The organism is Streptomyces sp. TRM68416, assembly GCF_014596915.1.
In the GTDB taxonomy this organism is placed as follows: Bacteria; Actinomycetota; Actinomycetes; order Streptomycetales; family Streptomycetaceae; genus Streptomyces.
In genome coordinates, this window is sequence record NZ_JACVWU010000010.1 from 35,512 (window position 1) to 58,559 (window position 23,048).

The following is a 23,048-nucleotide window of genomic DNA, read 5'->3' on the forward strand; positions in this document are numbered from 1 at the left end:
TCCGCCGGCCCGTCAGGGCCCGGGGCATCAGTGTCCGTGACCGGACTCGTCGTGCCCGGACTCCGGCTCCCCCGCCGGGGCCGACGCCTGCGGTGCCGCCGCTCCGGCCCGGACCGTGAAGGCCGCCGTGCGGACCTTCCCGTCGTGCTTGAAGTCGAGGAAGAGGCGGTAGTCGCCGACGCTCGGGGCGGTGGCGGTGAAGGAGATGCCGGGACCGGACGCGGTCCTGCCGTCGCCGGGTTCGCCGTTGGGGTGGACGTGCAGGTAGGCGAGGTCGCCGGAGCGCAGGGCGACCAGGTGGCCGTAGGCGCCGAGGTAGGGCTGGAGGTCGGTGACGGGCTTGCCGTCGCGTGAGACGTTCAGCTTCAGTTCGCTCCCCGCGCCGGGGCGCAGCGTGCCGTCCAGGGTGACCTGGTAGCCGTCGACCTCGGCGGTGGCCCTGGCCGCGGGCAGGCGCTGGGGCTCGTACGACCCGGACGCGGCGAGGTCGGCCCCGAGGGTGAGGTTCTCGGCGCCCTTCTTGGCCGGGGTGAAGTCGGCGAAGACCCGGTAGCCGCCCGCGCGGGGCAGGTCGACGGGGGTGCTCCAGGTTCCGTCGGCGGCGCGGGTGGGGTGCAGGTGCCGGTAGGTGACCAGGTCGCGCGAGGCGATGATCAGGTGCAGTTCCTTGTCGTGCTCGCGCTCGTACGCGGTGACCGCGCGGCCCCTGGCGTCCCGTATGACGAAGCGCAGGTCGGTGCGCTCGCGGGCGGTGACGGCCGGGGTGCGCAGGTCGAGGGTGTAGCCGGCCTCGGAGATCTGGAGTCCGCCGGCCGGTTCCGTGCCGTGCCCGCCCTCCGCCGCGTGCCCACCGCCTTCCTCCGGGGCCGGTGAGGGCTCGGCGTGGCTTTCGTGGCGGGCGGGCGCGGGGTCGTCCGTGACGGAGCCCACGCTCTGGCCGACTCCGTAGGCGGTGCCGAACGTGGCGGCCAGCCCGGCGGCGAACGCGGTGATCTTCAGTCCGGCGTGCATGACGGTCTCCTGGGTGTCAGGGCCTCCCTGCGAGGCCTTTCCATGCGGCTCACCATACCCCTAGGGGGTATAAAGTCAACCCGAGTCCGGGCTTGCGTTCAGTACCCCCCAGGGGTATACATGGTGTCCGGCAAGGATACCCCCAGCCGGTATCCCGCCCCCCATGGACCACGCACTCGGGAGGAACCCCATGTCCACGACCGCGACCTCGTCCTGCTGCTCCCCCTCCGGCACCTGCTCGACCGCCTCCGCGACGCCCGCGCAGACGGCCGCCGCCGTCACCACCACCTACGCCGTCTCCGGCATGACCTGCGGCCACTGCAAGGCCACGCTCACCAAGGTCATCGGCGAGTTGGACGGCGTGACCGGCGTCGACGTCGACCTCGGCACCGGCCTCGTCACGGTCACCAGCACCACGGAGCCGAACGACACCCTCGTCGCCGAGGTCGTCGACGAGGCCGGCTACGAGCTGACCGGCCGGGCCTGACCGCACCGCCCCACCGGGCCTGACCGCACTTCCCCTCCCCCGCCGGGACCCGCCCCGCCCGGGTCCCGGCCTCCGTCCCGTACGAGGAGCAGACATGACCACCAGCGTGACCACCGACGTCGAACTCGCCATCGGGGGCATGACGTGCGCCTCGTGCGCGGCGCGGATCGAGAAGAAGCTGAACCGGATGGAAGGGGTGACGGCGACCGTCAACTACGCCACGGAGAAGGCGAAGGTGAGTTTCGGCGGGGATGTGTCGGTGCCGGATCTCATCGCGACGGTGGAAGCGACCGGGTACACGGCCCAGGAGCCCGTGCCCGAGCCGGAGGCCGTGCCGGAGGCGGTCGTCTCCGACGAACTGCGGCCGCTGCGGGAGCGGTTGGTCACGGCCGTGGTGCTGGCGGTGCCGGTGATCGCGATGGCGATGGTGCCGGCGTTGCAGTTCGAGTACTGGCAGTGGCTGTCGCTCACCCTGGCGGCGCCGGTGGTCACCTATGCCGCCTGGCCCTTCCACAGGGCCGCCTTCACCAACGCCCGGCACGGTGCGGCGACAATGGACACGCTGATCTCGGTGGGCACCTCGGCGGCGTTCCTGTGGTCGCTGTGGGCGCTGTTCTTCGGCACCGCCGGCACACCGGGGATGACCCACCCCTTCGAGCTGACCATCGCCCGCAGCGACGGCGCCGGGAACATCTACCTGGAGGCGGCGGCCGGAGTCACCGCGTTCATCCTGGCCGGCCGCTACTTCGAGGCCCGCTCCAAGCGCAAGGCCGGCGCGGCCCTGAAGGCGCTGCTGGAACTGGGCGCCAAGGACGTCACCGTGCTGCGTGACGGCCGTGAAGTGCTCATCCCGGTGGGTGAGTTGGGGGTCGGGGACCGGTTCCTGGTGCGACCGGGCGAGAAGATCGCCACCGACGGGGTGGTGGTCGAGGGCTCTTCCGCGGTGGACGCCTCCATGCTCACCGGCGAGTCCGTGCCCGTGGAGGTCTCCGTGGGGGACACGGTCACCGGCGCGACCATCAATGCCGGCGGGCGTCTGGTGGTGGAGGCCACCCGGATCGGGACCGACACCCAACTGGCCCGTATGGCACGGCTGGTGGAGGACGCGCAGAACGGCAAGGCTGCCGCCCAGCGTCTGGCCGACAGGATCTCCGCCGTGTTCGTGCCCGTCGTCATCGCCCTCGCGCTGGGCACCCTGGGCTTCTGGCTCGGCAACGGCGCCGGTCTGACCGCCGCGTTCACCGCCGCCGTCGCCGTCCTGATCATCGCCTGCCCGTGCGCCCTGGGCCTGGCCACCCCGACCGCGCTGATGGTCGGCACCGGCCGCGGCGCCCAGCTCGGCATCCTCATCAAGGGCCCCGAAGTACTGGAGTCCACCCGTCGCGTCGACACCATCGTGCTGGACAAGACCGGCACCGTCACCACCGGCCGCATGACCCTCCTCGCCGTGCACACCGCCGACACCGCGGACGAGGCCGACGTGCTGCGCCTGGCCGGCGCCCTGGAGCACGCCTCCGAGCACCCCGTCGCCCGCGCCGTCGCCGACGCCGCCGCGGCCAAGCTCGGCACCCTGCCCGCCCCGGAGGACTTCGCCAACGTCGCCGGTCTCGGCGTCCAGGGCATCGTCGACGGCCACGCCGTCCTCGTAGGCCGCGAGCAGTTGCTCAACGAGTGGGCGATCGAGCTGCCCGCCGAGCTGGCCCGGGCCAAGGCCGAGGCGGAGGCGGCAGGCCGCACCGCCATCGCGGTCGCCTGGGACGGCGAGGCCCGCGCGGTCCTGGAAGTCGCCGACGCCGTCAAGGACACCAGCGCCGAAGCCGTCGAGAGGCTGCGCGCGCTCGGCCTGACGCCGATCCTGCTCACCGGCGACCACCAGGCCGTCGCCGCGTCCGTGGCCGCCCAGGTCGGCATCGACGCCGAGCACGTCATCGCCGAGGTGCTGCCCCAGGACAAGGTGGACGTCGTCAAGCGCCTGCAGGCGGAGGGCCGTTCGGTCGCCATGGTCGGCGACGGTGTCAACGACGCCGCCGCCCTCGCCCAGGCCGACCTCGGCCTGGCCATGGGCACCGGCACCGACGCCGCGATCGAAGCCGGTGACCTCACCCTCGTGGGCGGCGACCTGCGCACCGCCGCCGACGCCATCCGGCTGGCCCGCCGCACCCTGGGCACCATCCGCTCCAACCTGTTCTGGGCCTTCGCCTACAACGTCGCCGCCCTTCCCCTGGCCGCCGCCGGCCTCCTCAACCCGATGCTCGCCGGAGCGGCCATGGCCTTCTCCTCCGTCTTCGTCGTCGGCAACAGCCTCCGGCTGCGCGGCTTCCGGCCCACCCACCACTGACCCACCGACCGGGAGCGGTCGACTCCGTCAGCCCCTTCGAGGCGGCCGGCGGAGTCGGCCGTTCAGTCCGCAGCCGCCACCCGCCCGAGCACCAGCAGGTAGGGAACCTCCAGCACGAGCGTGCCGTCCTGCGCCCGGTTGTTCTCCTCGAACAGCCCGGCCAGAGCGGCACGGGCCCGGTCCCAGCGCCCGGCGGCCTCAAGGGCCGCGCGGTGGGCGCGCAGGGGGCCGGGCTTGTTCTCGAAGACCCGTACGGCGTGTTCCACACCGGGGTAGACAACGCGGACGTGGCACACCTGCATCCGGACGGTGACGGGCAGCGGCGCGAACCAGGCGCCCACCCGGTCGGGGTCGCCCCACTGGGTGGGCGGCAGGGACTTCGGGCGGTCGTCCAGGTGGGCCAGGACCGTCGGGGCGATGCGGCCCATGACGCCGTCGGGTGTCCAGGAGGCGACGGCGACCACCGCCCGCGCGCGGCAGACCCGGACGAGTTCGGCGGCGGCGCGTGCGGCGTCGGGGGCGAACATCACGCCGAAGGTGGACAGGACGAGGTCGAAGACTCCCCTCGGGAACGGGAGCGCCAGGGCGTCCCCGGCGACGAAGTCCGCCCGGTGCGCGAGGCCGGACGTCCGTGCCCGCTGCGCGGCGATCCCCAGCAGGCCGGGCTCAAGGTCCAGTCCTACGACCGGGATTCCGGCGCGGGCCGCGGCGAGCGCCCCCGGTCCGGATCCGGTGCCGACGTCGAGGGCGCGGAGGGTGGCGGGCGGTGTCGTGCCGCCGAGTTCCGCCACCGCGGCCCCCACCACGTCCCGCGCCGCATGCGCCCACGCGTCGCCCGCGCTCGCGTAGTCGCCGCCCCGCCAGCCTCCGCTCACTCCCCCTCCCCCGGCGCCGCCCGCCGCACCGTGACCCCGTCCGCGCCGAGCCTCTCGGGCAGATCGGCCAGCGCCGGCAGCCGCTCGATGTGGTGCACCCCCGTCGGCAGCGCCCCGGTCAGCACCTCGCCCGCCACCTCGGCGGCGACCAGGCCGGTCACCCGGCTCTGCTCGCGCCCGGCGAGGACGAACGCGGCATGCCCGTCCCCGTCGTACGCGTCGGCGCGCAGGGCGAATCCGTCCCCGCCCAGGTGTACGCGGGTGAAGGCGGCGGTGAGCAGGCGCCGCAGCCCCTCGCGGCGGGCGCCCCCGGTCCGGCGTACGGCGAAGAGGGCGGCGGTCAGCAGCGGGGAGTCGAGGCACAGCCGTGTCGTCACCCGGGGGACGCCGAGTGTGCCGCGCAGGGTGTGCTGGTCGGAGAACGGGAACGGATGGGCGGTGCGGACGCCGTGGCCCGGCAGGCTCACCTTCCGCGGGCGGTCCGTCACCGGCTCGGCAAGGCCCGCGACGGTCCAGCGCACCGCGTCGGTGCCGTGGCGCTCGCCGGAGCCGAGGAGCACCGTCAGGTCGAGCCGGTCCGCCCCGCCGAGCGCCCGGTGGGCCCGCAGGGCGAGCAGGTTGGTCAGGCCGGGGGCGACGCCGACGCTCAGTACGGCCGTGGCGCCGGACTCGACGGCGAGGGCGTGCAGGCCGGACACGGCGTCGAGCAGGCGGTACGAGGCGCCCACGTCCACCAGGTGGATGCCGCGTTCCAGGCAGGCGCGGGCGATCGACGCGTCCGCGGGTTCGACGCAGAGCACCACCGCGCCGACGTCGCCCAGTTCGTCGAGCACGCGCCGGAAGTCCTCGGGGTCGCCGACGTCGGCCCGCACCCCGCCGAGCCGACGGGCCCGCTCCCCGTCGCGTCCGGCGGGGAGCACCCGCCCCGGGAACCGCTCCGCCAGCCGGGAGGTCACCGTGGCGCCCACGGCGCCGTAGCCGCCGACGACGAGGATCCGGCCCTCGGGGGACCGCTTTTTCACTGTAGTCATACTCCAGTGACTTACACTGTAGTCTCACTACAGTCAAAAAGGTCGATCCCGGAAGGCAGCACCGTGGCAGCGCCCCTCACCCGTGCCGAGAAGACCCGGCGCACCCGACGGCGGATGCTCGACGCCGCCGCCCTGCTCTTCGCCGAACGCGGCTGGGCCGGCACGACCGTGGAGGACATCGCCCGTACCGCCGAAGTCGGCGTGCAGACCGTGTACTTCACGTTCGGCACCAAGCGCGCCGTGCTGAAGGAGGTCCTGGACACCGCCGTCGCCGGTGACACCGACCCGGTGGCCACCCTGGACCGGCCCTGGGCGCGCGAGGTCCTCGACGCGCCCGACCCGGCCGCCCAGCTCGCACTCCAGGCCGCCGGCGCCCGCCGGGTGCTGGAGCGCGCGGCGCCCCTTCTGGAGGTGGTGCGCGGCGCGGCGGCCGCCGACGCCGAGCTGGCCGAGCTGTGGCGGACCAGTCTGGAGCAGCGGCACACCGTTCAACTCCGGTTCGCCGAGGCCCTGCTGGCCAAGTGCGGCGGACGGCTGCGCGACGGCCACGACGCCGCTTCGGCCGCCGACGTCGCCCTGGCCGTCCTCGGCCCGGAGAGCTACGGCGTGCTCGTCACCGCCCGCGGCTGGTCGCCGGAGCGCTGGCAGGAGTGGGCGGCGGACGCGCTGCAGCGCCAACTCCTGCCCTGAGCGGGCGTTCGCCGGCCATTCACGGCGCCCTCATGTCGCAGGGGTTGAGCGCACGCGCCACCGGACTAACGTCTGGTGGTCGTCGCCCCTACCCACACGATCGAGGTCGCGATGAACTCACGCCCTGTCCTCGCCGGCCTGGCGCTGGTGCCGCTGCTCCTGTCCCCGGTGGCCGCGCACGCCACGACCGGCGCGCCCCCGCAGAAGACCCGGTTCGACCTCCAGGCCCACCGCGGCGGCCTCGGGATGACCACGGAGTCGTCCCTGGAGGGCTTCGCCAAGGCGCTGCGGCTGGGCGTGTCCACGCTGGAGCTGGACACGCAGATCACCAAGGACGAGAAGGTCGTCGTCACCCACGACCGGCAGGTCAGCGCGGCCAAGTGCCGGGACACCGGGCCGCTCGTGCCCGGCGACCCGATGTACCCGTACGTCGGCAAGTACATCAAGGACCTGACGCTCGCTCAGATCAGGACCATGAACTGCGGCTACCAGCAACTGCCCGGCTTCCCCGAGCAGGAGCGGATCGACGGCCTGAAGATGATCGAACTGAAGGACGTGCTGAACCTGGTCAAGCGCTCCAGGGCACGTCAGGTCACCCTCAACGTCGAGACGAAGGTGGAGGCGGGCGCCCCCGAACAGACCGCGCCGCGCGAGCTGTTCGTGCGCCGGGTCCACGAGGAGATCCGCGCGTCCGGCATCGAGAAGCAGGTCACCGTCCAGTCCTTCGACTGGGGTGCGCTGAAGGCGATGCACCGACTGGCGCCCCGCCTGCCGTTGGTGGCGCTCACCAACTACGACTTCCTCCAGGTCGGCAAGCCCGGCGCCTCCCCGTGGCTGGGCGGCATCGACGTCGACGACCACGACGGCGACTTCGTGAAGGCCGCCGCCACCCTCCCCGGCGTCACCACCCTCTCCCCCAACTACGGCTTCCCGCAGAACGGCACGGTCGGCGACCCCGGTTTCCGCTTCTACGCCGACGCGGCCATGGTCGACGCGGCACACGCCCGCGGCCTGAAGGTCGTCCCCTGGACCTGCGACGACCCGGCGACCGTGGAGGCGCTGATGGACGCCGGGGTCGACGGCATCATCACCAACTACCCCGACCGGGTACGGCAGATCATGGCCGACCGCGGCATGCGCCTGCCCAAGGCGTACCGGCCGCGCTGACCGGCGGCCGGGTCCGCCGTGGTCAGACGCGCTCCAGGGGGCGGTGCGGGCCGCTGGGAAGCTCCACGTCGATCGTGTCGCCGGGACGCACCACACCGCCTTCCCGCACGATGCTCATGATTCCGGCCTTGCGCACGACGGCCCCCGCCTCGTCCCGCCCGACGACCTGCTTCAGCAGCCCGTCCTGGAAGTTGTCGATCTGCAGACACGGATTGCGCAGGCCGGTGACTTCCAGGACCGCGGAGTCGCCGAGGCGCAGCACGGCGCCGACCGGCAGGCCGAGCAGATCGATGCCGCGCGTGGTGATGTTCTCGCCCAGTTCCCCGGGCGCCACCTTGAACCCTTCCTCGCCGACCTCGGCGAAGAGTTCCTCGTGGATGAGGTGCACCTGGCGCAGGTTCGGCTGGGTGGGGTCCTGCGCGACGCGCGAGCGGTGCTTGACCGTCACACCGGCGTGCACGTCCCCCTCCACACCGAGTCCGGCGAGCAGCGTGATGCTGTCCCGGTTCGGCTTGGTGAACGAGTACTCCCCGTTGCTGCTGACCGCGACCACTGTCCCGCTCATTGTCCGGAACCCCCCTCATCTCCGACCATGATCGACCGCGAGTCTAGTCCCCACCCCGCCGGTCGCGGCAGGCCAGGGGCGGTCAACGCGCCCGGTACGGCAGCGTCGTCCCCGGCAGTGCGTACTCGTCGCGTCTGCCGCACATGCCGAAGCCGCCGCGCCGGGAGGGCGCCGCTTCGTACGCGGTCGCCTCTTCGAGGTACGCCGGCTCGCCGGACGTCAGGGCGTCCAGGTGGGCGCCGGTGCGCTCCGCGGTGGCCAGGGCACCCGCCTGCCACAGCTCACGCCAGTGCGGCACCTTGTCGCGGACCAGGTGGGCGGCGGCGCGCTGGAAGGCCAGGTAGGGGCCGTTGTCGCCCGCGGCGAGGGATTCCCGTAGCGGGAGGTAGCCCTCGACGGCGAGGTCCCGGCGGCGGCGGGCGGCCTCGGCCGTGTCGGGGCCCGTGCCGGGCGGGAGGGTGGCGGCGGCCGCGTAGCGCTCGGGGTCGGACAGCACCTCGGGCGGGAAGGTGAAGACCGCGTCCCCGGCCTCGGGCAGCCCGCTGTTCTGCATCAGGACGGTGATGCGCAGGTCGCCGCCCTGCACCATGCGGTGCACGGTGCCGGGCGTGAACCAGGCCACCGAGCCGGGCTCCAGGGGGATGTCCCGGTAGCCGTCGGGGCTCAGGGTCTGCACGGCGCCCCGGCCGCCGGTGACGACGTAGGCCTCGGTGCACACCAGGTGCAGATGCGGGCTGCCGCCGCACACGCCGTCGGCAGCCTCCCAGTCGTAGGCGCTCAGGTGGGACAGGCCGACGGCGCCGGGCAGGGGGTGGGGCAGTGCGGGCTTCACCACGGCAGCGCCTCCAGGTGCGCCGCCACGCGTTCCCGGTCCCAGGCGCCGTCCGCGATCACCACCCGGTAGCGGTAGCCGAAGGTCTCCTCCGGCGGCAGCTCGAACTCCTCGAAGAAGGCCCAGGAGAACGCGACCGTGGGGAAGGGCTCGGAGCGCACGAACCAGTGGGACTCGTGGATGGCGTCGCGGTTCTCCGGGGCGTGTGCGAAGACGACCGTGGAGTGGGCGTCGACGTCGTCGTGCTCGGCGGTGAAGGCGAGCCAGGGGCTCTGGCTGCCCATGAGCTTGTCGGCGTCCGCATCGGTGTCCGGGGCGAAGACGGTGCCGCCGGTGTAGTCGCGCGGTCCGCGCCACTGGAGGCCGGTGTAGCCGGCCATCTCACGGCCCGCCGTGGTCGGCGAGCCGAAGGCGAGGGGCTCCTCGCGGAGGTTGGTGAGCCGGATCGACCAGTCCAGGGCCCAGGTGCCGGCCGTCTCGTCCACCGAGTGGACGGTGAGGCCGCGCTCCTCGCGTGCCCATTCCCGTCCGTCGTTGGCGACCCAGGTCAGGTCCTCCGCGACGGTGAGGCGGTCGTCCTCGGCGGCGATCAGCGGGAAGCCGTCGTGCCGCATCGAGCCGACCCGTTCGGGCAGGCGCAGATAGCCCTGGCCGTGGACGTAGCAGTTGCCGCCCCAGAAGTTCTGGCCGGACAGATGGCTCGCGGTCATCTGCAGGCCCTTGTGCCAGCGGTGGTCGTTCGGGCGGTATCCGGTGACCGTGCGCCCGGCGAGGGTGCGCAGGGGGTGGGCGTAGGGCTTGCGGGACTCGAAGGCGTCCGGGTCGGGGCGGTAGACGTAGCGGAGGATCTCCGTGCCGTTGGCCGCCGCGACCGCGATGTGCTCGCCGTGCGCGTGGCTGACTCGGATGCTCATGCGCGCTCCTTGGGGGCCCAGTCGGGGTGGTCGCCGTGCATCGCCTCGTAGAAAGGGTCACCCGGGCGGATCTCGCCGGAGCGCACCGGCAGGCCGGTGAACGCCGCCTTGTACAGGGCGGCGGCGAATTCGAGCGTGGCGCGGGCCTCCGGGCCGCTGCCGGGCGGCCGTACGCCGGCGTCGTAGGCGTCGAGCAGGCCGCCGAGCTGGGCGGTGTGCGAGCTGGGCACGTCGGCGGCGGGCGCGCCCCAGGCGGCGGCGCGGGCGGCGGGGACGTGCGGGGCGGGGGTGTAGGCCCAGTCGGTGTTGCGGTGGCCGTACAGGTGGGTCAGCTCGACCGTGGCGTCGGCGCAGTCGATGCGGATGCGGCTGACCTCGTCCGGGGACAGGACGCTGTTGACCACGGTGGCGAGGGCGCCGTTGGCGAACCGCACCAGGGCGGTGGAGACGTCCTCGCTCTCGGTGTCGTGGACCAGCCGGGCGGCCATGGCGCGCACCTCGTCCCACGCGCCGAGCAGGTGCAGCAGCAGGTCGTACTGGTGGATGCCGTGTCCCATGGTCGGTCCGCCGCCCTCGGTGGCCCACCGGCCGCGCCAGGGCACCGCGTAGTAGGCGGCGTCGCGGTGCCAGGTGGTCTGGCAGTGCGCGACCAGCGGGGCGCCCAGTTCGCCGCCGGCGATCAGTTCGCGGGCGTGCTCGGCGCCGGAGCCGTACCGGTGCTGGAAGATCACGGAGGCGTACCCGCCGGAGGCCTCCTCGGCCGCCGCGATCTCGTCGTACTCGGCCAGCGACAGCGTCAGCGGCTTCTCGCACAGCACCCACGCGCCCGCCTTGAGCGCGGCCACCGTCTGCTCCCGGTGCAGGGACGGCGGGGTGCCGATGAGCACCAGGTCGGGGCGTACGGCGTCGAGCATCGACTCGACCGAGGTGTAGCCGGCGACCTGGTCGCCCGCGAGGTTCCGGAAGGCGTCGAGGCGTTCGACGTCGACGTCGACGGCGGCGACCAGTTCCGTCCGGTCGGCGTGCGCGGTGAGCGCGGCCAGGTGGCTGCCGCTGACGATGGCGCCGGTGCCGACGACGGCGACGCGGCGGCGGGCGGGGTGCCCAGGGGGCAGGGACATGCGGCGCTCCTCGAACGGCCGACGGACATGCCAACAGAAAGCGCTTGCTCTCAGAGGTCGACCCTAAGACGCCGGAGAATGTCCGAACAACCCCCCGCAGAGACATTGACGAGCGTTTTTCTCACGTCAGAGGCCTTGGGGCTCACGTCAGACGCTTCGGGGCTCACGTCAGACGCCGTGCGGCTCACGTCAGACGCCGTGGGGCTCACGTCAGACGCCGTGCGGCTCACGTCAGCGGCACCGAGAGGGCCGGCGAAGGCCGCTCGCCGCTCCTCCTGCCCCCTGCCGCCCCCTACTGCCCCAGCGGCGCCGGAGGTGTGGTGTCCCGGACCGCCGGGGCGGGGACCGCGGGGCGTGCCGTCGCCACCCGCTCCTTCGTCAGGGCGCCGACGACCACCCGGGCCAGCAGCGGGTCGGCCGGCAGGACGTGGGAGGCGAACCAGCGGGCGGCCGCCGGAGCGGGGGACGGCTCGACGAACTCGCCGCCCGCGTAGTCGTCGAGCGGGGGGTCGTAGACGTAGCCGCACACCATGCCGTGGTCGACCAGGCGCTCCAGGAGGGCGTCGCGGCCGTGGACCAGGAGCGGAACCCGGAAGAGCGGGAGCGGGCCGTGGTGGACCGTCCGCTCGTGCAGCGGCGCGGGGGCCCAGGCGGTGCCCGCGAGCAGCAGGACGCCGGCTCTGCGCCGGGCGAGGTCCTCGTCGAGGCGGGCCATCCGCAGGCCCAACTGTCCGCGGACGAAGGAGCCGTGGCGGGTGCGGAAGCCGTGCAGGTCGACGCGGACCCAGGGTTCGTAGGCGGTCAGGCTCGGGGCCGAGCGGGCGCTGTCGGACAGGCGCGGGGCGTGCAGTTCCATGCGGAAGTCGTCGCGTTCCAGCAGGCCGAGGTGTTGCATCGTGCGCCACACGGGGCGCACCAGGCGCAGGGTGCGAACGGCGGAGCGGGCCAGGGGGCGCAGGGTGACGGTCAGGTCCTCGCGCAGGCGGCGCGGGGCGAGCAGGTCGTCGCGGAGCAGTTCCAGTTCCCGGCGGGTGCGCGCGTCCTCGACCGCGAGGAAGCCGCCGGCCATCGCCGCCACGTGCTTGGAGAGGCTGAAGGCGGCCGCCGTCCCGAAGGTCCCGATCGGCTGTCCGTCGACGTGGCTGCCGATGGCGTGCGCGGCGTCCTCGATGAGCGGGATGCCCAACTGCTCGCAGCGGCGGCGCAGTTCCACGACCCGGTCGGGTACGCCGTAGAGGTTGGTGGTCAGTACGGCGTCGACCTCGCGCCAGGTCGAGTCGGGGACGGCGGCCGGGTCGATGTTGCCGTCCCACACGGAGACGGGTGCCATGACCGGGCGCAGTCCGGCGGCCAGCACCACGAAGAGGATCACGTCGTCGTTCACCGGCGACATCAGCACCCGTCCGCCCGGTCGGCACCAGCGCCGTAGCGCGAGGTAGAGGGCCAGTCTCGCCGAGGGGGTGTAGACGCATTCGCGTCCGAGCCGCTTCGTCATCGTCGCGGCCAGCCGCGCTCCGTACGGCATGAGTTCTTCCGTTCTTCCGGAGGGAGTTGGGGACGGGAACATGGCGCGGAGCGGTTCGGGGCGCGCCGGGGAGAGCTGTGGGGCCGACCGCTCAGGCCCGGTGCGCGGAGCGCAGCGCGCCGACCGTCTTCAGCAGCCGGTCGGCGGGCTCGCGCAGCGCGGGATGGGCCAGGACCGTGTTCCGCAGCCCGCGGACGGGCCTGCGCCACATGCGGTGGACGGCGGCGACCGGGTGGGGGCGGACGGCGAACCCCTCGCCCACGCGCAGTTCGCGCGTCTTGAGCCAGTCCTTGTACTCCTTGTCCCCGCGCCCGAGGTCGACGACCCGCACGCCGTGCCGGGCCGCCGCCTCCGCGGTGCGCAGGTGCATCATCAGCCCGGGCGAGTAGTAGTGGAACGCGGGATCGTAGGCGGTGAACCAGGCCGCGAGCACGGTGCGGGAGCGGGGCCCGAAGTGCGCGGCGACCGGCCGGTCCCCGGCGTAGAGGACGGAGAGCACTCCGGTGAAGTGCTCCTCCTGGAGCCGGAAGAGGTCGTGCACCAGGTGGACGATCCAGGGCCGGGCGAACCGGTCCATGCGTCCGGTCCTGCGGTACTGGGCGGACTTCCACTCCATCAGCCGGCGCAGCATCCGCGGGTCGCGCTCGTCGAAGACGAACCGCACCTCGCCGACGTCGCGCGCGAGCCGGCGTTCCTTCTTCAGCGTCGACTTGGCCTGTCCGGGGTAGGCGGCGCGCAGCCAGGCCGCGTAGTCGCCGTCGCCGGGCCTGAGATCGATCACCGGCGAGGCGAACATCCCGGTCACATGGCGGCCGAACGGCTTCTGCTCCTCGACGAGATGGTCGAACTCGAAGCTGGCGAGCCCGCAGGCGCGCAGCAGTTCCTCGGTGTCCCAGATGATCCCGGGCCGGTGCACGAGCGCCTGGCAGTCGGAGAGGCCGAGGCCGACGGCGCGTCCGATGCCGAGGAGGTTGCGCTCGTAGGGCAGGAAGCCGACGGGTTCGCCGTGTTCGTGCAGGACGGCGATCTGCACCCCGCCGCGGTGCCTGCCGATGCCGGCGGCGAACTCCGGCGACAGGAAGGGATTGGCGTACTCGGGCGACTCGTCCATCGCCCGGTGCCAGGCCGCGCGTTGCGCGGCGCTCAGGTCCTCGGGCCGGTGGACGGTGATGTCCGTTCCGGCGGCCCTCTTGGATCGTCCGGTCCTGCTCGTGGACCGTCCGGTCCTGTTCGTGGACCGTCCGGTTCTGCTCATGGCTCGCATGGGCGACCGCTCCCCCCAGTTGCCCCCGTGGCGCTGTCCGCACCACGCCCCTCTTCCGTCGGCTCGGACGGGTGCACACCGGCCGGCGTCCGAACCTTCGGCAGGGATCAAACGTGGCGAAAGGGCATGCACACTGTCAAGGGTGCCGGTCGTAACGGACGGACAGGTTTCGGATATCCCTCCCCGCCACCCGAGGCACCCTTCTGCTCAACTCACCTCTCCCGTAACGTCGTTGCGGATTGTCACGAGCATGACTACGAAGGGGTTCCGATGGGCAGAGGTCTGCTGTCACTGGTGCTTGCCACGGTCACCGGAGCCGCGCTGCTGGCGGCACCGGCCTCCGCGGCACCGCCGCCTCCGCCGGAGGACGTGTACCGGCCGGTGCGCGGACCCGCGGCGCCGGCGGAGTACCGCTATCTGCAGAAGACCCTGCCGGGCGAGTCGATACCCCGGCACGCCCATGAACTCGCCGCGGCCGAGGCGCGCGCACTGCCCACCGTGGGCAAGCGCTGGAAGAGCGTCGGCCCCACGAACATAGGCGGCCGGATCGTGTCGCTCGCGCTCGACCCGAAGCGTGCCGACACCTTGTACGCGGCGGCGGCCAGCGGCGGTCTGTGGCGCAGCACCGACGCCGGTTCGACGTTCCACTCGGTGTGGCCGGACAGCTGGACCCAGGCCATGGGCGCGGTGGCCACCGCGCCGGACGGCACCCTGTACGTCGGCACCGGCGAGGCCAACCCGGGCGGCGGCAGCATCACGTACGAGGGGACCGGCCTGTACCGCAGCAAGGACGGCGGCCGCACCTGGCAGCGGCTCGGGCTGCGCGACTCGGGCGCGATCGGCGCGATCACCGTCGACCCGGCCGACCCCCGCCGCATCTACGTCGCGGCCGCCGGTTCCCTCTACAACGGCGGCGGCGACCGCGGCGTCTACCGCACCGAGGACGGCGGCGCCACCTGGGAGCGCATCCTCACCGGCGCCAACGAGTTCACCGGCGCCACCGAGATCATCAAGGACGGCGACCGCCTGTACGCCGTGATGTGGGACCACCGCCGCCGACCCGACCTGCGCACCTACGGCGGTGTCGGCTCGGGCGTCTTCCGCAGCGACGACGACGGCGAGAGCTGGCAGCGGCTGGAGGGCGGACTGCCCGCCCGGGGGCCCGACGTGGGCCGGATCGGCCTCGCCGTCGCGGGCGACCGGCTCTACGCGATCGTCAACAAGGCCGACGGACCCTTCGAGGGCTTCTACGCCTCCTCCGACGGCGGCGACAGCTGGACCCGCACCCCGGACAACGCCGACCTCACCGCCTCCCAGTCCAGCTTCGGCTGGTGGTTCGGCAAGGTGTGGATCGACCCCCGCGACACCGACCACGTACATGTGGCCGGCGTCGCCCTGCTGACCACCAAGGACGGCGGACGGACCTGGACGGCGGACGACACCAGCATCCACGTCGACCACCACGCCATGGTCTGGGACCCGCGCCGCCCGGGCCGCGTCTACCTCGGCAACGACGGCGGGGTCTACCGCTCCGACGCCGACGGTGACGGCGGCTGGGTCAAGGCCCGCCACGAGCCGTACACCCAGCTCTACAGCGCCGCGATCAGCCCGCAGGACGTCACCCGGATCTCCGGCGGCGCGCAGGACAACGGCTCGCTGCGCTCCTGGGGCGGGGACGGCTTCAACGAGTACCTCGGCGGCGACGGCGAGGAGAACCTGATCAACCCGACCGACGTGAACAACGTCTTCGCCTGCTACCAGTACGGCAACTGCTTCCGCTCCACCGACGGCGGCGACACGCTCACGTACTTCGCCAACGCCACCACCTTCAAGCGCCGCAACTGGTTCACGCCGATGGCCTTCGACCCGCGCGACCCGAAGATCCTCTACTACGGCTCGGAGGTCCTCAACCGCTCCACGGACGGCGGCGTGACCTGGCGGCCCATCAGCCCCGACCTCAGCGGCGGCCCGGGCGCCGACCCGATCTACACCAACTACGGCACGATCACCTCGATCGCCCCGGCCTCCGACGGACGCACGGTGTACGTCGGCACCGACGACGGCCGCGTCTGGGTCACCAGGAACCTCGGCGCCACCTGGACGAAGCTGGCGGAGGGCCGCCCCTGGGTCACGCGCGTGGTCGTCGACCCGAGGAACCCCGACCGCGTCTGGACCACCCACTCCGCCTACCGCTCCGGCTCCTCCCTCCCCCACGTCTACGGCAGCACCGACGGCGGCGCCCACTGGCGGAACCTGTCGGGCAACCTCCCCTCGGCCCCCGTCAACGACCTGGTCGTCGCCCGCGGCGGCACCCTGCACATCGCCACCGACCAGGGCGTGTTCACCAGCCCCACCGGCGGCCGCCACTGGCTCCGCCTCGGCCGCGGCATGCCTGCCGTGCCGGTCGACGACATCGAGTACGACCCGGGCCACCGACGGCTGGTGGCGGCGACGTTCGGGAGGGGGTTCTACGAACTGAGCGTCAACTGACCGCCGCCCGGCTGCCCTCGGCGCGCATGCCGGGGGCAGCCGCGGCCTTCCTCAGCGTTCCACCAGCGCGAGCACCCGGGCGGGGGATCCGGAGCCGGTGACGATGGGCAGCGGCCCGGCGATCACGACGCAGCCGGTGGGCGGCAGCAGGGCCAGGTTCTGCAGTTGGGTCAGTCCGTACTTGTCGCTGCCCATGAGGTACGCGTGGCAGGGGAAGGGCGGGTCGAAGGCGTGCGCGCGTCCGGCGTCCGTGCCGACCGTCTCGACGCCGAGGCCGATCACCGGCGACTCCTGGGCCAGCCACCGGGCGCAGTCCGGCGAAAGGCCGGGAGTGTGCGGGCCGTTGTCGTCCGCGTTGAGGAACTCCTGCTGGGACTGGGCACGGGCGTCCCAGCCGGTGCGCAGCAGCAGCCAACCGCCTTCCGGCAGCGGCCCGTTCTCCGCCTCCCAGGCCTTGACGTGGTCCACCTCGACGACGAAGTCCGCGTCCCGCTCCGCCTCGGCGGTGAAGTCCAGCACGGCCGCGGGCGCGATCAGGCGACGCGCGGGCACCGACGCCACGTCGGCGAGGTCCTTGCCGGTCACCCAGTGGTTCGGGGCGTCGAAGTGGGTGCCGGTGTGTTCGCCGGTGCGGAAGTTGTTCCAGTACCAGTCCGGGCCCCGGTGGTCGTAGCGGCTGATCTCCTGCAGTTCGAACGTCGCCGTCTGCCCGTATCCGTGCGGGAGTTGGATCAGTGGTGTCGCCGCCGACAACGGGGCGGTGAGGTCGACGACTTCGATCGCCCCCTGCCGCAGGGCGGACACCAGCGAGGCGAGGACGGACGGCTCGGGCATGACGGCCTCCAGACACCATTCGGAACACCCAGGATGGAGCGGTTCCGTGGCCCGCACCATGGAGCGGCACGGTCTTGAGCGCCCCTGCGGTCGCTTCTGTGCAACCGACGGCCCGCGACGGCCGTCTCTCACAGCGAGCAGAGGGGGGACGATCTTCCCCCGGTAAGGCAGCAGGAGGCACACATGGCCATGGTCGGCCTGTTCTGGATCACCGAGGACGCGGTGTACGTGGGAGCCGAGCCCACCGGCACGGCCTCGGGGGTGCGGCTGTCCGCGGACGGGGTCGACGTGCTCGGCCCGGAGGAGGACTCCGGCTCCTGGGGCTGGGCCGAGGTGCTGCGGATCGAGGCCGGTGACGTGGCGGTACGGCCCGCCGTGCGCCGCTGGGTCTCCAGGGCCGTCGACGCGGTGACCGTCGCGGTGACTGGGGACGGCGACCTGCCGCCCGCGTTCACCGTGCGGGTCGCCACCGCCGACGGGGTGTCCGAGGTCGGCGTGCTGGCGGCGGTCGCCGGAGGGATCTACGGCCCGGTGGAGTACGAGCTGTCCCGCACGCTTCTGAACCGGCTCGTCGACGGCCGCGCCGACCTCGGCGACCTCCTCGCCTGGCGCCGGGAGCGCGCCGACGACAGCACGCCGGGCCGGGAGGAGCGCGAGTCGCTGCTGCTGAAGTGGACCGGCGACCGCGACCCGTCGTGACCGGGCGGTCTCAGCGCACCAGGGCGGCGATGTGGGCGGTGACCGTGTCGAGGATGCCGCTGAAGGCCGTTTCGTCGCCGAGCACCAGGTAGTTGAGGGTCAGGCCGTCGGTCATGGCGGCCAGGTAGCGGGCCAACTCCGGTACGGGCACCCGGAGTTCGAGGTCCATCGTCCGGGCGAGCTGCTCGATGAGGTGGGTGTAGGCCTCGCCGTACAGCTCGTACTGGCGCCTGGCCAGGTGCTCGAAGCCGGGCTGGCGCAGGGCGTACTGGGTGAGTTCGTAGGTGAGCATGTGCTCGTCGGGGTGGGCGCGGACGTGGTCCCAGTACGCTTCGAGGCCGGCCCGGACGGTCTCCTGGAGGCTGGCGCGGGGGCGGATGGCGTCCTGCACCAACGTCACGTAGTGGTCGGTGATGGTGGTGATGACGGACTCGATCAGGGCCTGCTTGGAGTCGAAGCAGTAGTGGACGACGCTCAGGGAGACACCCGCCTCGGCGGCGATGGCCCGGGTGGTCGTCTTGGCGACGCCGTCCCGGGCCATCGCCCTGATCGCGGCTTCCGTCAGCTGTCGTCGTCGTTCGGCCGACGGCATCCGTGCCATGTGCGCTGCTCTCTCCCGCCCGCCGGTCAGCTGCTGTGGACGCCGACCTCGTACAGCGAGTATCCCCAGTCGGTGCCGCGTTGCAGGCCCTGGATACGGACGTACCGGGCCGGTGTGCCGTCGAAGCGGGCGGTGTCCAGGCCGCCGTCGCCGGCGGTCGTGGACCACGCGGTGTGCCAGGTCGCGCCGTCGGTGGACAGGTCGACGCGGTAGGCCCTGCCGTAGGCGCGTTCCCAGTCGAGGGTGACGCGGGCGACGCGGTGGGTGGCGCCGAGGTCGATGCGCAGCCACTGGTCGTCGTTCCAGTCGCTGGCCCAGCGGGTGCCCTTGTCGCCGTCCACGGCGCGGGACGGGGCGTAGCTGGTGAACGGGTTCCACTCCGCCGAACTGGCCGTGGCCGGGGCGTTCTTGGCGAGGTTGACCGAGGCCTGGTGCCGTTCGGAGGCGCCCCAGGTGTCGAGGTAGGACTCGGCGCCGCGGAAGAGGTCGTTCACCACGTCCTGGCCGCCGACCCGCCGGATGTCCTCGATCCAGTCCGGGACCAGGCCGTAGTGCGCGGCTCCGTCGGTGTTGAGGTCCCACGTCCGCTGCCCGGTGGTCTGCTTGTCGATCACGGAGCCGCCGTCGACGCTGCGGTAGGGGTAGATCACCTTGTTCGGGGCGTCGGCTCCGCGCGGGGCGGGCCAGCCGCCGACGCCGTTCATGTCGGTGCCGTAGCCGTAGCCCACGCCGTACTTGTCGCGCAGGGCGTCGGTGCGCTTCGCCTCGGCGCTGAAGCCCTCGGAACCGTGCATGTACTGGGCGATGAAACCGCCGAGGCCGTAGACGCGTTCGGTCCAGTTGAGGTCCATCCAGCTGTGCGAGGAGAGCACGCCGGGGTAGGAGGCGGCCTCGAAGATGTCGAGCACCCGGCCGGTGGCCTTGACGCTCATGTGGTCGATCTCCAGCATCATCTTGCGTTTCATCATGCCGCGCACGGCGTACTCGCCGAGGTCGGTGAGGCCGCGGACGTTGCACTGCGCGTCCTGCTTGTACGAGGGGACGTCGACGTCCTCGGGCAGCTCCTTCTCGGCCTCCGGCGCCGAGGCCAGGCCGATGGGGTTGTCATGCTGCGGGCCGGTGCACTTCTCGGTGCGCCAGAAGGTGCCGGTGGACAGGAACTGGCCGACGTTGATGGCGGTTCCGAGGGCACCCTCGTCGAAGCGGACGCCGCACAGGGCGTTGTCGAACTTGTGGCACAGGAACATGCTGCGTACGCCCAGCGCGTACAGCTCGTCGAGGCCCTTGTCGATGTCCGCCCTGCTGCACTGCGGAATGTCCAGCACCTGCTTGCAGCCGAAGGGCTCGGAGGTCTCCACGCCCAGGATCACGGCCAACTTGCCCTGCTCGATGACCTGTCGGGCCTGGGCGCTGTCGGTGACGATCCGGAACCAGCCCTTGCCGGTGCCGCCGTACATCTTGTCGATGTAGGCCTGCAGGTCGTACGTCAGCTTCGCCTGGAGGCGGATCGAGGTCATCTCGTCGCAGGTGCGGTCCTTGAAGAAGTACACCGAGCAGATCACGCCGTTGGTGACCAGGTCGTTGACGAGGACGCGCTGACCGCCGCGCCAGGCGCGCTCGATCCAGGCGTAGTAGTTCTGCTGGTGGGTCAGGGAGTCGTGGGCGGGCCAGTCCTTGAAGGTGGGCCAGCCGACCGGGTCGTGGCGGCCGTCACCGCCGTTGGTGATGAAGTCGAAGATCGCGAGTGAGCCGTCGGGGTAGTGCTCGGGGCAGTCCTTGAGTGCGTCGGCGATCCCGGCCTCCGAGAAGGGCTTGCCGCAGATGAGCCGCCCGCCGAAGGCCTCGTTGGAGAACAGGTGGTTGTGCGCGTCGACGAAGCCGCGTACCTCCCCCGCGGCGTTGGTGCCGGTGAACGGCTCACCGGTGACGTTGATCTGCGAGTCCGGCGTGGGGCGCGCGGTGGGCAGCCACCAGTCGGTGCCGGCCGCGGAACTCGGCGCCGGGCCGAGCGTCAGGGTCAGGACGAGGAGAAGCAGCGAGACGACGGTGAGGTTGGTGCGTCTGCGGTACGGGAGCCGAGCCATGGGCCACCCCTCCTGGATTGTCATGACCTCCGCAAGGTAGGGAGCAGGATGTCCACTGCCGGTCAATGAGTCAAGGGTCCCGGACAAGCGACCTGTTATTGAGCGCGGGTGGCTCGGGCCCACGGGTCCGGCGAAGCCGGCCACGGTTCGGCAGCGCTCCGAAGGGGCGCGGGGAACTGCGCGACCGGCCACCACGAACCCGCAGCCGAACGACGACACACCACGGCTCCCCCAGCGGAGCGCTACCGCTTCTTGTAGGCCGCGGTGACCTCCACCTCGACCAGCCAGCCCTTGACGGCCAGGGAGGCGACCTCCATGGTGGCGCGCGCGGGCCGGGCCTTGTTGGCAACCAGCGGGGCCTTGGGGGCGGAGGTGCCCATGGGGACGGGCACGACCTTGTGGGTGGCCAGGTCGATGTTGGCGAAGTACTGCCGGTAGGCGCGGTTCCAGCCCGCGTAGTCGGCGGTCTCGGCGCCGGGCGGCTTCATCAGATAGCACTTCATCGTGATGACGTCGGCCGGGGTGACGCCCGCGGCCTCCAGGTTGGTCTTGATGTTGCGCAGTACGACGAGCGCCTGCGCCTCGGTGACGGTGACGCCTTCGGCGCCCTCGGTCAGGGAGGGGTCGGTGTAGCGCTCCGGACTGCCTCCGGGGGCGGCGGGGTTGAGCGCGGTGGGGCCGAGGCCGCTGCTCTGGTAGACGGCGACCTCGCCGCCCGTCGCCACGCCGGTGGCGATGCCGGGGTTGGACTGTCCCTCGGGCAGCATCACGCGCACCTCCTTCGGCGCGGGCCGCCAGCTCCTGCCGTCGGCGAGCGCGGTGCCGCCCGCGAGGAGGGACGCGGTCAGGGCCGTACCGAGGACGGTCTTCGTACGCCGGTTCATGCGGCCATCACTTTCTGGTGGATGTCGGTGGCGACCTTGCGGGCCGAGGTGAACGCGCCGTGCTGCCAGGCGATGACGTGGCTGAGCCAGTCGCCGGCGAAGTGGACGTGCCCGGCGGGCTGGTTGAGCAGCTTGTACTCCGGGCCGCTCTGCGAGGGCCAGCTCACCCAGCCGCCCTCGATGTGCGGGGTGCGGTGCCAGGCGACGCTGAAGGAGTGGTCGAGTTCGGTGCGGTACTTGTCGCCGTGGATCCGTACGCCCCGGCTCAGCGCCCGCTTCAGGCGCTCCTCGTGCGGCAGGGCGCTGTAGGCAAGGGCGTTGGCACCGAAGTTGTAGTAGCCGATGAGGGTGCCGCGGCGGCCGAGGTGGCCGTAGGACGGGTACCAGACGGTGCCCAGGTCGGTGTCGGTGGGCGTGATCCCGCCGTAGATGTGCTCGTCGGTCTCCCACCAGCGGCTGCGGTACTCCAGGCCGATCTTTCCGACGGGTGTCGCGGCGGGGTACTTCAGGGCGGCGGTGACGTTCGCGCCGAGGTTGTGCTTGATGCGGGCCATGACCATCGGGGGCATGGCGGCGACGACGAAGTCGGCGTGCGCGGTGCGGGTGCGGCCGCGGGGGTCCTTGTACGTCACCTCCGCGCCGGCCGGCAGGTCCTTGACCTCCGAGACCTCGGCTCCGTAGGTGATCCGGCCGCGGCCGACGGCCTCGGCCAGAGCCCGGGGAATGGCGTCCATGCCGCCCACCGGCTGGAACATGAGCATGGCCTGGTCGTAACCGAGCTCGAAGGCGAATCTCTGTCCGACACCGCTGGCCAGGACGTCGGACAACGTTGGCACGGGGCCCAGGACGGTGCCCTCCTCGAAGGCGGCGCCGGGCTCGACGGCGTAGCCGCGACGGTCGGTGCCGGTGTAGGCGTAGCCGTCCGCCTTGCCCTTGATGGCGCCGAAGTTCTGCAGGAAGGCGATCAGCCGCTCCTTGTCGGCGGCGGTCAGCTCCGCGTCCAGGGCGCCCTGGTCGGTGGCCTTGGCGAGGAGCTCGGAGACGTAGCCGTGGACGTCGGCCTTCGCGGTGCGCCAGCGCACGGGCTTGCCGGCGAGGGCGGCGCTGTTCTCGTGGTGGATGTAGGCGTTGGCGTTCTGGTTGGTGAACACCTCGACGGGGACGCCGAGTTCGCGGCAGTACTCCAGCGTGACGTGCGACTGCGGCAGCCGGGCGGGCCCCGCGTTCATGTACTGGCCCTTGGTGAACGAGGCGGTCTGCTTGCGGCCGTCGAGGTCGGTCAGGGTCGTGCCGCCGCGCACGGTCCAGTTGCGGCCGCCGGGCCGGTCCGCGGCCTCCAGGATCCGGCAGTCGTAGCCGGCCTTGCCGAGTTCGTAGGCGGTGGCCAGGCCCGCGATGCCGGCGCCGAGCACCAGGACCTTCTTGGCGCTGCGCCCGCTCAGGCTGAAGTCGCTCGCGCGCGGCGCCCGGTACTCGGCGGCCCCTGCCTCCGGCACCGGGGCGATGCCCAGTGCGCCCATCGCCGAGTAGAGCATTCCCGCGCCGCCCGCGACACCGACGTTGCGCAGGAAGTCGCGACGGGATCCGGTCGCTCTTTCCGCAGCCATCCACTCCTCCTCACCCGCGCCCGCGGCCG

The 23,048-nt window shown here is 72.5% G+C and carries 20 protein-coding genes; 6 read left to right on the plus strand and 14 right to left on the minus strand.

The features are described from left to right. Positions 1-27: 27 nt before the first annotated feature. Positions 28-1,011 carry a hypothetical protein gene (locus ICC28_RS17590; protein ID WP_188289537.1) on the minus strand — a complete coding sequence of 328 codons (984 nt, stop codon included), beginning with the start codon at positions 1,009-1,011 and terminating at the stop codon, positions 28-30. A 190-nt stretch (positions 1,012-1,201) separates the two neighbouring features. Here ICC28_RS17590 and ICC28_RS17595 point away from each other — a divergent pair, with 190 nt between their 5' ends. Next, on the plus strand, positions 1,202-1,498 hold the full coding sequence (locus ICC28_RS17595) for a heavy-metal-associated domain-containing protein (RefSeq protein ID WP_188289538.1): 297 nt from the start codon (positions 1,202-1,204) through the stop codon (positions 1,496-1,498). Between the two features lie 94 nt (positions 1,499-1,592). Next, complete coding sequence (locus ICC28_RS17600) at positions 1,593-3,836, plus strand: heavy metal translocating P-type ATPase (RefSeq protein WP_188289539.1); 2,244 nt, start codon at positions 1,593-1,595, stop codon at positions 3,834-3,836. A gap of 62 nt (positions 3,837-3,898) precedes the next feature. Here ICC28_RS17600 and ICC28_RS17605 read toward each other — a convergent pair whose 3' ends face one another. Both ICC28_RS17605 and ICC28_RS17610 read right to left on the minus strand, forming a co-directional pair. Continuing rightward, positions 3,899-4,711, minus strand: coding sequence for a class I SAM-dependent methyltransferase (locus ICC28_RS17605; protein WP_188289540.1), 813 nt, complete (start codon positions 4,709-4,711; stop codon positions 3,899-3,901). Continuing rightward, positions 4,708-5,742 carry a saccharopine dehydrogenase family protein gene (locus ICC28_RS17610; RefSeq protein ID WP_223189025.1) on the minus strand — a complete coding sequence of 345 codons (1,035 nt, stop codon included), beginning with the start codon at positions 5,740-5,742 and terminating at the stop codon, positions 4,708-4,710. The genes ICC28_RS17605 and ICC28_RS17610 overlap by 4 nt, the downstream gene beginning before the upstream one ends. A 63-nt stretch (positions 5,743-5,805) precedes the next feature. Between ICC28_RS17610 and ICC28_RS17615 the strand changes: the two genes are divergently transcribed. After that, on the plus strand, positions 5,806-6,432 hold the full coding sequence (locus tag ICC28_RS17615) for a helix-turn-helix domain-containing protein (RefSeq protein WP_317454038.1): 627 nt from the start codon (positions 5,806-5,808) through the stop codon (positions 6,430-6,432). Positions 6,433-6,543: 111 nt separating this feature from the next. Further along, the gene (locus tag ICC28_RS17620) at positions 6,544-7,599 is read left to right on the plus strand and encodes a glycerophosphodiester phosphodiesterase family protein (protein ID WP_188289541.1); all 1,056 of its coding nucleotides are present in this window, start codon (positions 6,544-6,546) and stop codon (positions 7,597-7,599) included. A gap of 22 nt (positions 7,600-7,621) precedes the next feature. Here ICC28_RS17620 and ICC28_RS17625 read toward each other — a convergent pair whose 3' ends face one another. The 6 genes from ICC28_RS17625 to ICC28_RS17650 all read right to left on the minus strand — a co-directional run bounded on the left by ICC28_RS17625 (position 7,622) and on the right by ICC28_RS17650 (position 13,811). After that, positions 7,622-8,164 carry an MOSC domain-containing protein gene (locus tag ICC28_RS17625; RefSeq protein ID WP_188289542.1) on the minus strand — a complete coding sequence of 181 codons (543 nt, stop codon included), beginning with the start codon at positions 8,162-8,164 and terminating at the stop codon, positions 7,622-7,624. An 82-nt stretch (positions 8,165-8,246) separates the two neighbouring features. Then, positions 8,247-8,999 carry a cupin gene (locus ICC28_RS17630; RefSeq protein WP_188289543.1) on the minus strand — a complete coding sequence of 251 codons (753 nt, stop codon included), beginning with the start codon at positions 8,997-8,999 and terminating at the stop codon, positions 8,247-8,249. Continuing rightward, a complete protein-coding gene (locus ICC28_RS17635; protein WP_188289544.1) occupies positions 8,993-9,910 on the minus strand; it encodes a PmoA family protein in 918 nt (305 codons plus the stop codon). The genes ICC28_RS17630 and ICC28_RS17635 overlap by 7 nt, the downstream gene beginning before the upstream one ends. After that, a complete protein-coding gene (locus tag ICC28_RS17640; protein ID WP_188289545.1) occupies positions 9,907-11,031 on the minus strand; it encodes a Gfo/Idh/MocA family protein in 1,125 nt (374 codons plus the stop codon). The genes ICC28_RS17635 and ICC28_RS17640 overlap by 4 nt, the downstream gene beginning before the upstream one ends. Positions 11,032-11,323: 292 nt before the next feature. After that, a complete protein-coding gene (locus ICC28_RS17645; protein WP_188289546.1) occupies positions 11,324-12,556 on the minus strand; it encodes a DegT/DnrJ/EryC1/StrS family aminotransferase in 1,233 nt (410 codons plus the stop codon). A gap of 91 nt (positions 12,557-12,647) precedes the next feature. Next, on the minus strand, positions 12,648-13,811 hold the full coding sequence (locus ICC28_RS17650; RefSeq protein ID WP_223189026.1) for a GNAT family N-acetyltransferase: 1,164 nt from the start codon (positions 13,809-13,811) through the stop codon (positions 12,648-12,650). 279 nt (positions 13,812-14,090) lie between these two features. Between ICC28_RS17650 and ICC28_RS17655 the strand changes: the two genes are divergently transcribed. Further along, positions 14,091-16,310, plus strand: coding sequence for a WD40/YVTN/BNR-like repeat-containing protein (locus tag ICC28_RS17655; protein WP_188289547.1), 2,220 nt, complete (start codon positions 14,091-14,093; stop codon positions 16,308-16,310). A 51-nt stretch (positions 16,311-16,361) separates the two neighbouring features. On the opposite strand, the gene ICC28_RS17660 is transcribed toward ICC28_RS17655, so the two are convergent. Beyond that, a complete protein-coding gene (locus tag ICC28_RS17660) occupies positions 16,362-17,144 on the minus strand; it encodes a cyclase family protein (protein WP_188289548.1) in 783 nt (260 codons plus the stop codon). A gap of 183 nt (positions 17,145-17,327) precedes the next feature. On the opposite strand from ICC28_RS17660, the gene ICC28_RS17665 reads away from it, so the two are divergent. Then, complete coding sequence (locus ICC28_RS17665; RefSeq protein WP_188289549.1) at positions 17,328-17,843, plus strand: hypothetical protein; 516 nt, start codon at positions 17,328-17,330, stop codon at positions 17,841-17,843. 10 nt (positions 17,844-17,853) lie between these two features. Here ICC28_RS17665 and ICC28_RS17670 read toward each other — a convergent pair whose 3' ends face one another. From ICC28_RS17670 to ICC28_RS17685, 4 genes are all read right to left on the minus strand, one after another. Next, the gene (locus ICC28_RS17670) at positions 17,854-18,444 is read right to left on the minus strand and encodes a TetR/AcrR family transcriptional regulator (protein WP_188289550.1); all 591 of its coding nucleotides are present in this window, start codon (positions 18,442-18,444) and stop codon (positions 17,854-17,856) included. 26 nt (positions 18,445-18,470) lie between these two features. After that, complete coding sequence (locus ICC28_RS17675) at positions 18,471-20,528, minus strand: discoidin domain-containing protein (RefSeq protein ID WP_188289551.1); 2,058 nt, start codon at positions 20,526-20,528, stop codon at positions 18,471-18,473. A 242-nt stretch (positions 20,529-20,770) separates the two neighbouring features. Then, positions 20,771-21,412 (minus strand): Rid family hydrolase, encoded by a 642-nt coding sequence (locus tag ICC28_RS17680; RefSeq protein WP_188289552.1) that lies wholly within the window; start codon positions 21,410-21,412, stop codon positions 20,771-20,773. Beyond that, the gene (locus ICC28_RS17685; RefSeq protein ID WP_188289553.1) at positions 21,409-23,019 is read right to left on the minus strand and encodes a flavin monoamine oxidase family protein; all 1,611 of its coding nucleotides are present in this window, start codon (positions 23,017-23,019) and stop codon (positions 21,409-21,411) included. Before ICC28_RS17685 ends, ICC28_RS17680 begins: the two co-directional genes overlap by 4 nt. Between the last annotated feature and the right edge of the window lie 29 nt (positions 23,020-23,048).